Source organism: Alkalibacterium sp. f15, assembly GCF_049389645.1.
GTDB lineage: Bacteria > Bacillota > Bacilli > Lactobacillales > Carnobacteriaceae_A > Alkalibacterium.
The window spans coordinates 1,122,190-1,134,915 of record NZ_CP186540.1; the positions used below are offsets into that span (position 1 = coordinate 1,122,190).

Here is a 12,726-nt window from a genome sequence, read left to right on the forward strand (position 1 = left end):
CTTTCCTTTCTAATTATAATTCGTTTTTTTTAGTTTCTTTTTAAGTTTCATAGTTCAATATCGGGCTTGGCCCGCTTTTCTTATTTTCCGAGGCAGAATTGGCTGAAGAGCTGGGTTATGAGTTCGTCTTGAACGCTGTCACCCGTTATCTCGCCAAGCAACTCCCATGCTCGGGTCATATCGATCTGAACTAAATCGACCGGCATGCCCATCTCGATACCTTCGATCACATCGTTAAATGCATCGATGGTTTCATTGAGTAAGGCAATATGTCTGACATTCGACACGTATGTCGCATCTTTTTCGCCTGTGTTGCCGGCAAAAAACAGTGCCGCAATTTTGGTTTCCAGCTCGTTCAATCCCGCTTGCGTAATCACGGACGTCTGAACGATACTGTCTGCCTTAACATAAGTTTTGAGTTTGTTTAAGTCCAACTGATTTTCTAAGTCCACTTTATTTAAAATAATGAGTCGATGATGATTTTCAGTGGCTTCCAGTAATAACCTGTCTTCTTGGGTCAGTGGTTCGCTCTGATCAAAGACAAGCAGGATCAGCTCGGCATCTGTTAAAGCTTTACGACTGCGTTCCACACCGATGCGCTCTACGATATCTTCTGTCTCGCGAATCCCGGCCGTATCGATCAGTCTTAAAGGTACGCCTTTGACGCTCACGTACTCTTCGATCGTGTCTCGTGTCGTCCCGGCCACTTCAGTAACGATTGCTTTTTCTTCTTTGAGTAAAACATTTAACAAACTCGATTTCCCGACGTTCGGGCGACCAATAATTGCCGTAGCTAATCCCTCGCGAAGGATTTTTCCTTGGCCCGCCGTTTCAAGCAAGGCTTCAACTTGAGCTTTGACTTCTTTGGCTTTTTCAATCAAGAGTCTTGATGTCACTTCTTCAACGTCATCGTATTCTGGGTAATCAATATTGACTTCTACTTGAACCAGCGTCATCAAAATTTCCTGACGCAAGCTGCTAATCAAACGGCTTAAATTCCCATCCAGTTGTGACACTGCCATATGCATCGCTTTATCTGTTTTTGCGCGAATAACATCCATGACCGCCTCGGCCTGGGATAAATCGATCCGTCCATTCAAGAAAGCACGTTTGGTAAATTCACCGGGTTCAGCTAATCGCGCCCCGTTATGCAGGACTGTTTGCAGTACCTTGTTGACGGAAACGATCCCGCCATGTGTATTGATCTCAACTATATCTTCTCTGGTGTAAGTTTTGGGTGCACGCATAACCGTGACCATGACTTCATCGATCTGTTCGTCCGTTTTAGGATTCACTATGTGACCGTAATGAATCGTGTGGGTTTTCTGGTCATTCAATTGTTTCCTACCTGACTGATAAACACGGTCAGCAATTTCCAGTGCTTCATCACCACTGATGCGAACGATCCCAATACCACCTTCACCTGGTGGCGTAGAGATTGCAGCAATCGTATCAAATTCTATAGCCATTCATAGTTCCTCCTATTTATTTCGCAAAACATGCATAAATTTTAATTTTATTCACAAAAAAAAGCGCCTGGTCCACTCCAATTTAGTATAAACTACTACATTGAGCGGAAAGCACTTTCACTACTTTACCCTATATAAAAACGTAAATGCATCTTTTATTTGTTTCGTCATGTTAAATGATATAAGTAATGACTCGAATTGTCAACTTTTTTACTTATTAATAATAAGTTTTGTGTGAACAATATATTACAAGTATCAATATGTCATAATGCTAAATTTTCCTATCTGATTATTATTGTAAGCGTTATTTAGCTTAGTATGATAAAATATAAAATAACAAACGTATTTGACAGGTCTTGGAAGGGTGGAACGATGATGCATAAGATTAAAAAAGCAGATGATCATAATATTGAAAAAATCACGCAGCTGGCTCATTTACTGTGGCCCGAAGAAAATATCAATGCCTTGAAAAAGGAAATGAATCGTTTTCACCGAGATAGCACCTCAGAATTATTCATTTGCGAAGAAATTGAAGAAATCATCGGATTTGCACATGTTCAGTTGCGATACGACTATGTAGAAGGTACCATTTCTACTCCTGTAGGTTATTTGGAATGTATCTACGTTAGAGAAGCGTTTAGAAAACAAGGCATTGGTAAACAACTCGTTGAGGTATGCGAAGACTGGTCACGGTTTATGGATGCCACTGAGTTCGCTAGTGATGTTGAACTAGTGAACGAGCAAAGTGCTGAATTTCATGATTCTATCGGTTTCAAAGAAGTGAATCGGATCGTCTGTTATACCAAACAATTAAAACAAAAAAATCATCGAAGTTGAGTGTCAGAAAGTGACCTCAACTTTTTTTATGGTATAATTTAATAAACGATAAGAGTGTAATACCATTCAATATTTGTTATTTTGATCCTTTTTTTTCACGCATACATAGTCAATACGACCTTCTATTGTATGAAAGGGGTGAGAAAAATGAACACAAAAAATAGAAGAAAATTAATAAGTAGAAGTGTGGGAATTGTTATAACCTTTTTACTTGCTCTCTCTTCGATTCTTACATTCTCGACAGCCGCTGCCGCTCCCGCTCAAACCATCACCAAAGGTAACACGACCGAAAAAGTTGTCGCACTCACTTTTGATGACGGCTCTGATGGAACTAACATCAATAACATCCTTCAAACACTATCCACTCATAATGTGAAAGCCACATTCTTTCTTTCCGGAGTAGGTATTAACAATCATCCTCAAACAATTAAAAATATCGTTAACCAAGGTCACGCTATCGGTAACCACTCTTACACCCATCCAGACTTCACTAAAATATCTGCAACAGAAATGAGAAGTCAACTTCAAAGAACAGAAACTGCCGTGCTTAATTTAACCGGAAAAACCACTAAACCGTTCTTCAGACCACCTTTTGGCGCATATAATTCTAGCGTTTTACAAACTGTTGGAGATGCAGGTTACCGTTATTCTGTCATGTGGACCATAGATACAATCGACTGGACTGGAAACTCCTCCAGCGATATTGTTAACCGTGTGATGACTAGAATCACTCCTGGTGCGATCATTCTTATGCATACAGGCGCAGGTGCAAAAGGCACACCAGCTGCTCTTCCTACAATTATCACTCGATTAAAAGGCTTAGGTTATCGCTTCGTGACAATGTCTCAGTTGATGAACTTGCCGACTTCCAGCACACGAACCTATACCGTTAAAGCCGGTGACACATTGTATGCCATTGCTCTACGTTATAACACAACCGTTGCGCGTCTTGCACAACTCAACAATATAACTAATACAAGCCTTATCCGTGTCGGACAAGTGTTGATACTTCCAGGTACTACTACTCCTACTACGCCACCTTCAACTACAGTAACCTATACTGTTAAAGCGGGTGATACTTTATCTGCTATTGCAGCAAGATACAATACCACAGTTGCTCGTATTGCCGCAGCTAATAATATAACCAATGTCAACCTCATTCGCGTCGGACAAGTTCTAAAAATCCCTACTACCACGTCCACAACACCACCACCTACAACAACAGTGACCTATACCGTTAAAGCTGGTGACACGTTGTATGCCATCGCTCTCAGATATAATACGACCGTTGCGCGTCTTGTTGCAGCCAATAATATCTCTAACCCTAACCTCATTAGTGTGGGGCAACGACTTATTATTCGTTAAACTAAATCAAAAAGGACTAACGTAGGGGTATGTTGCCCAAGTTAGTCCTTTTGTTTGTTTATACTGTTGCTGAAGCCGATTTACCTTGTCGACAAACCGAATCAGTCTTACAACTACAATTATCTGAGTGAGTCAGTAAATGAACCGTCTCCTCAATATATTTTTGTGCCACTTCTTGATTGATGGTGTAATGATGCCACGTCCCTGTTTTCTCCGAGACAACCAATCCTGCTTCCGATAGCACTTTGATGTGGTGGGAAAGTGTTGGTTGCGTGAAGTCAAAATGCTCTAAAATATCACACGCACACATTTCACCGCATGACAACAAATCTAATATTTTCACTCTTTTTGGATCTGCAATGGCTTTGGCTACTTTAGCATACTCTTCAAAATTCATTTTTACATCCATCCTTTTAATTTGTTAACGCACGTTTTGTATCGATTGATCGTAGTACTGCCTCCAACTCTTGAGAATTTCATCGGTTGTTGGTTAACTATTGTGCTTAATCAAATCATTATCTGATTCTAACATAGGAATTTGTCTATATATAGTATAAATCAACATTCGGATACTTTCAACAAATCCGATACTAAATAAGCTATCATGTTAAAACTATTTGACTCTTTCTAGCTCAATTCCAATAATTATTCGCTGATTATATGACTATTCAATAAAAGGTATATAAGTATGTTGAGTTCCTGTTTCTTTTCTATTAGAATATAAGTTACGATCATAAAAGAACGTGCATAAAGGACTGAATAAGATGAGTAGATTTCAAGACATTTTTCTGGATATTGAATCAGATATTCTTAATCAACAATATAAAGCTGGAGAATTGCTTCCGAGTGAAAATAAATTGTCGGAAAAATACAATGTTTCCCGTGAAACAATTCGAAAAGCCTTAACCTTACTGCTCGAGAGCGGTTACATCCAAAAAAAACAGGGAAAAGGATCTATTGTCCTTGATATTAAACGGTTTGATTTTCCTATTTCAGGGCTGACCAGTTACAAGGAATTACAGGATTCTCAAAACATTAACAGTGAGACCCTTTTAATAAAAAATCAGATAGAAACGATTTCGGAACAGATCGCAAGTTTTCTTAATGTGTCCAAAGAAACCGAAGTGCACGCATTGATTCGAGCTCGAAAGGTTGACGGAGAAACAGTTATCCTGGATAAAGACTATTTATTAACCTCTGTTATTCCTGTCCTTCCTGATAACGAAGCAAAAAAATCACTTTATAACTTTATTGAAAAAGAAATGGGTCTCATTATCGGGTACGCCCGAAAAGAGTTCGTTGTCGAACCCGCTACACAAGAAGACCGCGAGTATATGACGCTGCATGGTGATACACACGTTGTCGTAACGCGGAGTGAAGTACATCTGGAAGACACGACCCTGTTCCAGTACACAGAATCCAGACACCGGTTAGACAAGTTTCGTTTTGTGGAATTTGCCCGTCGCCGTCCCCCGATGGATTATAGTTGAACAAAAAAAGGATGGAAGGTTAGCCTATGCTAATCTTCCATCCTTTTTGGTATTCGTCATTTGATCAAAAAAGCCACCGTTTCATAGGGTCCCATTTCAAAGGTTTTCTCCAGTGTTCGCTTGCCGCTGTTACCTATCACATAGTTGCTTTCGCTATCAACTAATTCGTCAGGAAGGATGATGCTGTCTTCTTTAGCATAGAAGTGATTCAAGACGAGCAATTTCTCGCCTTCATATTCTCTAATGTAAGCAAAAATACTTGGATGTTCTAATTCCAGCGCTTCATAAGATCCCTCTTGTATAATAGGCATTTCTTTGCGTAAACGGATGAGCTCTTTATAGTAAGAACGAATTTTCCCACTGTGTTGCTCATTTTCTGTGTTGATCGTTTTATAATTTTCCGGAACTTTCAACCACGGCGTCCCTTCAGTAAATCCTGCATGCTTGGATGCATTCCACTGCATCGGTATCCGTGAATTATCCCGTGATTTTTCTTTGATGATTTCGAGTGCTTCTTTTTCAGACAAGCCTTTTTCTTTCAATTCTTTATAGGCATTATGGGTTTCGATATCCACATACTCATCAAGTTCAGAGTAATCAGGATTTTTCATGCCAATTTCTTCGCCCTGATATATATAAGGTGTGCCTCTGAGTAAATGAATGGTTTGTGCTAACATAGTCGCTGTTTCAATGGGGTAATTTTCCATATCGCCAAAACGGTTAACGGCTCTAGGCTGGTCATGGTTGTTCCAGAACAATGCATTCCAACCCCCACCTTCCGCCATGCCTGCCTGCCATTCATCTAAAATACGTTTCAATTCAATAAAATCAAACGGTGCCTTCGTCCATTTCTCACCGTCTTTGTAATCGACCTTTAAGTGATGAAAACTGAAGATCATCGATAATTCGTCAGTGTCCGGATGAGAATACTTGATGCCGTTTTCTACCGTAGTTGAACTCATCTCGCCGACAGTGACGATATCCTTATACTGTCCGAATGTCTCTTTATTCAGTTCTTTGATGTACTCATGCACGATGGGTGTGTCTGTATAATGGGATTTCCCGACACCATCTTTTGCATCTTCCATTTCTTCTGCTTTCCCGATAACGTTGATGACATCAAACCGGAAGCCTTTGACGCCTTTTTCGAGCCAAAAATTGACCACGTTATAAAGTTCTTTGCGTACTTTTGGATTCCGCCAGTTTAAATCTGCCTGAGTCACGTCATATAAATGAAGATAGTACTTATCGGTGTCTCCAAATTTAGACCACGCCGGTCCACCGAATTTTGATTCCCAGTTCGTTGGCAGACTGCCGTCTGGTTGCGCGTCTCTTAAAATATAAAAATCCTGATACTTTTTGTCACCTGCCAGAGCTTTCTGGAACCAGTCATGATCGGTCGAGGTGTGATTCAGTACCATATCTAGCATTAAATCAATCTTGTGCTTGCCGGCTTCTTCAACGAGCCGATCAAAATCTTCCCAGGATCCAAATAATGGATCGATCGATACATAATCAGCAATGTCATAGCCATTATCATTTTGCGGGGATTTGTAAAAAGGATTCAACCATAACATGTCTATCCCTAACTCTTCTAAATAGGGTAATTTTTCAATCACACCGTTTAAATCTCCTATACCGTTACCATCCGTGTCTTTAAATGATTTAGGATAAGCTTGATAAATCACTTTATCGTGAAGATTTCCCATTGTAACCATCCCTTCTTTTCTTCGTCTAAAAGTAGAAAAAGGATAGATCCTCGAGCGTGCATGTTCCAGTAAACTTACCAGAATCAAGCCCTCTTTTGGATGTATCCTTCCTCCTTAACCCTTGTCTTTAATTATTTAGTCTGTCTTTCTTAACTACCTAATTTAGGAATTGGTAAGTGATCATTTTCATATTTAGTCAGGATACCTTTTTTCTCAAACAAGAATACCAGTGCGACAGGAACAACGATTGCAATTGCCATAGCTATCAAGAAGCCTGTCCAGTATTGAGGAATAATTGATAAGATACCCGGCAGTCCACCAACACCGATATTGAATGAGGCTACATTAAATGCTACCGATGTCATTCCAGCAAATGCTGAACCGATCATACCTGCAACTAATGGGTACACATATTTGATATTGATACCAAAGAGTGCGGGTTCTGTGACGCCAAGATAAGCTGAAATCATCGCTGGAATAGAGATTTGCTGTTCTTTCTCATTCCCACGGTGTAGCAAGATGATACCTAATACAGCTGATCCTTGAGCAATGTTTGATAAGGCAATCATTGGCCACAAAATAGTCTGTTCAAATTCAGCTACAAGTGTCAGGTCGACAGCGTTGGTCATGTGGTGAAGTCCGGTTACAACAAGTGGTGCATATAATCCACCGAATACGAACCCGAAGACCCAGTTAAATGAACCAGTCAGTCCCCATTGAACGACTTGTGACAACCAGATGCCTAGCTGCCAGCCGATCGGTCCGATGATGGCATGAGCTACAAAGACTGTTGGAACGAGAGCAAATAATGGAACAAAAATCATTGATATGGATTCGGGTACGATTTTACGCAGCCCTTTTTCCAGATAAACGAGCAGGAAGCCGGCTAACATGGCTGGAATAACTTGTGCCTGATACCCGATCATATCCAGTTGGAAGAAACCGAAGTCCCACTGGTTTACATCGCCTGCTAAAATATCTTGTACACCATAAGCATTCATCAGTTGAGGTGAAACCAATGTGATACCAAGTACGATACCGAGAATTTGTGTGGTCCCCATTTTACGGGTTACACTCCATGCGATACCAACTGGTAGGAAGTGGAAAATTGCTTCACCGGGAAGCCATAGGAAGCCATTTACGCCACTCCAGAATTGAGATACTTCCACGATTGTCTGACCATCCAGAAAACCGAATTGCACTGCCTCTAATACGTTTCTGAAACCTAAAATCAAACCACCGATAATAATAGCTGGAATTAATGGTGTGAAAATCTCTGCCAATGCAGCCATGACACGCTGCAGGCCATTCATATGTTGCTTGCCGGCACTCTTCACTTCATCTTTGGAGACGCCTTCAAGTCCGGATATAGCTGAGAACTCGTTATAAAAATCGGCCACTCTGTTACCTACGATAACCTGGAATTGCCCAGCTTGTGTAAAGGTCCCTTTTACAGATGGAATCTCTTCGATTCTTTCCTTATCAGCTGCTTCAGGGTCAGCTAATACAAAACGCATACGTGTTGCACAATGAGTTACCGCATTGACATTTTCTTTACCGCCAATTGCATCCAGTAGCTCTTGCGCATCTTTCTTAAAATCTGCCACTAATATTTCCTCCTTTGTTTAACTTGTATATACAAGTTGTGTTACTCTTACTATACTGTAACTGAAAAAAAAGTGCAAGCGTTTTTATTTATCTCTCCTCTCTCACCTTCTTCATAAAATGCTTCTATTATTTCCATTTTATCATTGTTTACTCTTTGACCAATAGCATAAACGCTTCATACTCAAAATGAGTATGAAGCGTTTCATGATTACCACTGTTTTTTTATGTCTCCTATTAAATAAAGTGAACCGAAAACAATGAATATCTCATTACTCTCTTTCTGTTTTTTGAGAAATTCAACCACTTCTTTAGTTGAATCAAACGAATCTGCCTCTATCCCTTTTTCTTGCAACTGTTTAGCCACGACTCTCGAAGGAAAGCCACGGTAAGGATCCGGTGATACTGTATAGACTTTTTTTGTGAAAGGAATAATGTCTTCTATCATCTGCATATAATCTTTGTCCTTCATCATTCCTACAATGATAGTCAGTCTTTTATTAGGAAAAAGCGTTTCAATCGATTCTCTCAATACCTTTACGCCTTCAGGATTATGTGCCCCATCAATAAAGATGGTCGGATTAGCCTGAATCTTTTCCATCCGGCCAGGCCAATATGTCGCTTCAATACCTTGACTGATATTTTTATCAGTAATTTTATACCCTTTATTTTTCAGTATGAGCGCCGCCTCAATGGCTAATAGCGCATTATTGACTTGATGTTTCCCTACCATTTTGACTTTTAAAGCCGCGAATTGTTTATAAGAGAAGGTGCTTCCGTCTTCCGTCACGCTCAATTCTTTAACATCTTTTTCCAACACGCTATGAATAAGAGCTTTTTTGATTTCAGCCACTTCTTTAAAAATTTCATCTATAGAAGGCGAAAAATGCGGTAAAACCACATCGCCATGTTCTTTGATGATGCCAGCCTTTTCACTGGCTATTTTTTCTAGTGTATCGCCGAGTACGCGCGTGTGATCCATGCCGATCGATGTCACAATAGCTACTTCTGGAGTGGCTATTGTGTTGGTCGCATCAAGTCTACCACCTATACCCGCTTCCAAAACCACTAAATCACACTCTTGCTGATGGAAATATAGCAGTGCCACAGCTGCTAAAATCTCGAATGAATAAAGGCGCTCGCCACATTCTTGTTCAACCCCATCCACGACAACAGCTACTTGTTCAGTTGTTTTGATAAAATCTTCATCCGTTATAAGCGCTCCATCGACCCGAATGCGTTCATTGATTATTTCTAAATGAGGCGAAGTGAATACACCCGTTTTTATATTTGCCTGTACCAAAATTTCGGATATAAATGAAGCAGTCGATCCCTTTCCATTTGTTCCGGCAATATGAACAAACGATAACGCTTTTTCGGGATTACCTATTTTATCCAGCAAATGATGCATGCGATTAAGACTTTCTTTCATCCCGTTTCCCCGGTTCGTATTAACTAACTCTATCACACTTTTCATATCCATCTCATCAGTCCTCATTTATTAAACTTTTTCATAGGGTTACTTTAGTCTTAATTACTCATTTTCAATTATAACGGGTTTAATGAACTGCCACAACAAAAAAAAATATAAACCGTTCACATTTATGTCACAATTACACTTTAGGACATACTTATCAATAGTAAGCTATATAAAAAGCCTCTAATTGATAATTAATTACTAGTTTTTCACAACAAAAAACATAAACTACAGAACAAGAGTATATTATCTTATTTATGAGTTAAGTGCTATTATTTGTACTAAATAAAACTAAATAGTAGACTTCATTTATAAACAAAACATTGTATGCAAAATAATTTTTCGTTAAGTATTCACAATCTTTTCATCTTATCTGGTGAATGCTATTACGACTAAAGAGGTGAAAAAAATAAAAACAGATAGCAAACATAAGTTACAACTGGATTCTATGGATCCCCCAATACTTACCTCTCAATTGAATGAAAGAGACTTACGCCTTTGATTACTGGAAAAATTCAATTTTCCATTCAGAGGCCTTTTTCATGTGTTCAAACCATTATAATATTGATGATTCCTTGCTCGCCTTTATAGTATTAAAATTTAATATCTTTTTATTTCTCAATCGTATTTTTAAATTAAATCAGACTATACCCTCAAAATGTAGCTGCTCGATAAAATCATGACCTATCGTGTCACAGGTACCAGAGTGGTTTTACCGAACGACGTAGACAGTTTAACCATCAAAAAAGACAAAGACCTCGTGACCCTTGTCACCTGTCTGAAATATCCCATGAATTACAAGCGTCTCCTGGTTTACGGTGAACGGGTCAACTAAACATACTATGATATATAAAAAAGCTCTCCAGAGACGAAATACCGCCTCTAAAGAGCTTTTTAATTATGATCGCGTCGTCTTTACAGTTTGAATTCTTCTTCTTTAGAAGGTTCAACCACCAAGTAACGATGCGGATCTTTTCCTTCTGAATGGGTCTGAACCCCTGTAAATTGATTCAAATAACGATGAATTTGCTTGCGTTCGTGGGCAGGCATAGGCTCTAAAATGACCGGACGCTTGGTACGTTTCACTTTTTCAGCCGTGCGTGTCGCCAACTGTTCAACCGTCTGCTTACGACGATCCCGGTAGTTCTCTGCATCCACTTTTGCGTACAGTTTATTGTCCGCTTCCTGGTGCAATTGAATTTGAGCCAAGGTCTGTAAACTATTTAAAACTTTACCATGACGGCCGATGATCAAGCCGGCATCTTCTGTATCGATAGAGAATTTCACTCGGTTATGGTCACGTTTCACCTCAATAGAGACGTCATCCACACCCATTTTCAAAGCAATAGTTTCTAAATACTCAGAAACCTTATTAATAGCTGCTTCGTCTTGTTCATTAAAGATAACTTCTCTTTGCTCGCGAGGCTGAGAGGCTTTGACTTCTTCAGTCTCGTCTTTTTCTCTAAATGCTTCGCTTGTTTCTTTTGGATCTTCAGTAACCGGTTCAACCACTGGTTCTGCTTTCACTTCTTCTTTTGCTGGCGTTTTTTTAGAAGGCCTGATGGTAGACGTTTTTTCTTCTCCCAACATCACTTCTTTAGATAACAGTTCTTCGACGACATTTTTAGTGTTCGTCTTTTTAACAACTACGGTGGCATCTTTTTGTCCGATTCCTAAAAAGCCTTTCTTGGCTTCTTGTTTCACTTCAATTGTGGCATCATTTCTGTCAATACCTAAAGCCTTTAAGCCTTTTTCGATGGCTGCCTCAGTCGTTGACGCTTGTGCTGTATATTTATCATTCATGACTACTATCCTCCAGTCGAAATTCTATTCTCTACTATTTTACCAAATAAATAGGTCTAAGTCAGATAAATTCTATTTTTTTACGTTTCTGCCGTATTTTTGAGCTCTCTTCATTGCGCGTCTGCGTTGAAGTTCAGCTTCTCTTTCTTGGTCTTCCTTTGCTTTGCGTTCTTTTATCAGTTTAAATGGATTTTGGAAAAGAAGCGTTTGAATGACAGAAAATCCATTTGAAACAGCAAAATATAGAGCTAGAGCGCTGGATAAGCGTACTGTAATGAAGACAATGAATAAAGGCATCATGTAAGTCATCACCTTATTGCCTGCTTGCGGTCTTCCCATACTCATCATGACAGAATGTCCTAAGGTAAATATTCCGGCAAGAATCGGTAAAATGAAATATGGATCGGGTTTGCCTAAGTTGACCCACAAGAAATCTCCCGTTGCTAAAATATCGGTACGGTTAACGGCTTGATACAGGGCAATAAAGACAGGCATTTGTACTAGCAAGGGTAAACAGCCCATGTACGGGTTGACTCCGGCTTCGCTGTAAAGACGTTGTTGCGCTTCTTTTAATTTTTCTTGTGTCTCTGCATCTTTAGCAGAATATTTTTCTTTCAATTCTTGTAATTGAGGATTTATTTCGCTCATTTCCTGCATGTTCTTTTGTTGAAAATGCGTAAAAGGGATAAGCATTGCTCGAATGATCATAGTTACAATGATGATTCCTATGCCGTAATTTCCACCAAAAAAGTCAGATACCCATATTATTGCTCGAGCAAAGTTATAAATAACAACGCCTTCCCATAAGCCGGTACTTTCAGATGTCACAGGTTCCGTTCCACAGGCAGTCAGAAAGACTACTAAACCGATCATAGCCATTGCTAGAAGCAATCGCTTACGTTTTTTTATAAAATTCACGTACTTCTCCTCTTTTCTCAAACATCATTGACTCTTTTTTTCTTGAGACTAGT

At 39.5% G+C, this 12,726-nt stretch carries 11 protein-coding genes; 4 read left to right on the plus strand and 7 right to left on the minus strand.

Annotated elements, in window-relative coordinates; translation table 11 throughout:
- Positions 1–80: 80 nt before the first annotated feature.
- Positions 81–1,469 carry a tRNA uridine-5-carboxymethylaminomethyl(34) synthesis GTPase MnmE gene (gene mnmE, locus ACO1PF_RS05505; protein WP_423190323.1) on the minus strand — a complete coding sequence of 463 codons (1,389 nt, stop codon included), beginning with the start codon at positions 1,467–1,469 and terminating at the stop codon, positions 81–83.
- A gap of 372 nt (positions 1,470–1,841) precedes the next feature.
- Here mnmE and aac(6') point away from each other — a divergent pair, with 372 nt between their 5' ends.
- Positions 1,842–2,306, plus strand: a complete 465-nt coding sequence (gene aac(6') / locus ACO1PF_RS05510; protein ID WP_423190324.1) for an aminoglycoside 6'-N-acetyltransferase — start codon at positions 1,842–1,844, stop codon at positions 2,304–2,306.
- Positions 2,307–2,453: 147 nt separating this feature from the next.
- Entirely contained in the window at positions 2,454–3,671 is a 1,218-nt protein-coding gene (locus ACO1PF_RS05515) for a LysM peptidoglycan-binding domain-containing protein (RefSeq protein ID WP_423190325.1), read from the plus strand.
- Positions 3,672–3,729: 58 nt separating this feature from the next.
- Here the strand turns inward: ACO1PF_RS05515 and ACO1PF_RS05520 are convergent, their stop codons facing one another.
- Positions 3,730–4,068, minus strand: coding sequence for an ArsR/SmtB family transcription factor (locus tag ACO1PF_RS05520; RefSeq protein ID WP_423190326.1), 339 nt, complete (start codon positions 4,066–4,068; stop codon positions 3,730–3,732).
- 367 nt (positions 4,069–4,435) lie between these two features.
- On the opposite strand from ACO1PF_RS05520, the gene treR reads away from it, so the two are divergent.
- Positions 4,436–5,161 (plus strand): trehalose operon repressor, encoded by a 726-nt coding sequence (treR, locus tag ACO1PF_RS05525; protein ID WP_423190327.1) that lies wholly within the window; start codon positions 4,436–4,438, stop codon positions 5,159–5,161.
- Positions 5,162–5,217: 56 nt separating this feature from the next.
- Here treR and treC read toward each other — a convergent pair whose 3' ends face one another.
- From treC to ACO1PF_RS05540, 3 genes are all read right to left on the minus strand, one after another.
- Positions 5,218–6,870: an alpha,alpha-phosphotrehalase gene (treC, locus tag ACO1PF_RS05530; protein WP_423190328.1), complete on the minus strand. Its 1,653-nt coding sequence runs from the start codon at positions 6,868–6,870 to the stop codon at positions 5,218–5,220.
- A gap of 149 nt (positions 6,871–7,019) precedes the next feature.
- Positions 7,020–8,477 (minus strand): PTS system trehalose-specific EIIBC component, encoded by a 1,458-nt coding sequence (gene treP / locus ACO1PF_RS05535; protein ID WP_423190329.1) that lies wholly within the window; start codon positions 8,475–8,477, stop codon positions 7,020–7,022.
- Between the two features lie 209 nt (positions 8,478–8,686).
- Positions 8,687–9,958: a bifunctional folylpolyglutamate synthase/dihydrofolate synthase gene (locus tag ACO1PF_RS05540; RefSeq protein WP_423190330.1), complete on the minus strand. Its 1,272-nt coding sequence runs from the start codon at positions 9,956–9,958 to the stop codon at positions 8,687–8,689.
- A gap of 673 nt (positions 9,959–10,631) precedes the next feature.
- Between ACO1PF_RS05540 and ACO1PF_RS05545 the strand changes: the two genes are divergently transcribed.
- Positions 10,632–10,787 (plus strand): sortase, encoded by a 156-nt coding sequence (locus ACO1PF_RS05545; protein WP_423190331.1) that lies wholly within the window; start codon positions 10,632–10,634, stop codon positions 10,785–10,787.
- Positions 10,788–10,867: 80 nt separating this feature from the next.
- On the opposite strand, the gene jag is transcribed toward ACO1PF_RS05545, so the two are convergent.
- Positions 10,868–11,755 carry an RNA-binding cell elongation regulator Jag/EloR gene (jag, locus tag ACO1PF_RS05550; protein WP_423190332.1) on the minus strand — a complete coding sequence of 296 codons (888 nt, stop codon included), beginning with the start codon at positions 11,753–11,755 and terminating at the stop codon, positions 10,868–10,870.
- Positions 11,756–11,827: 72 nt separating this feature from the next.
- Positions 11,828–12,673 (minus strand): YidC/Oxa1 family membrane protein insertase, encoded by an 846-nt coding sequence (locus ACO1PF_RS05555; RefSeq protein ID WP_423190333.1) that lies wholly within the window; start codon positions 12,671–12,673, stop codon positions 11,828–11,830.
- Positions 12,674–12,726 lie beyond the last annotated feature (53 nt).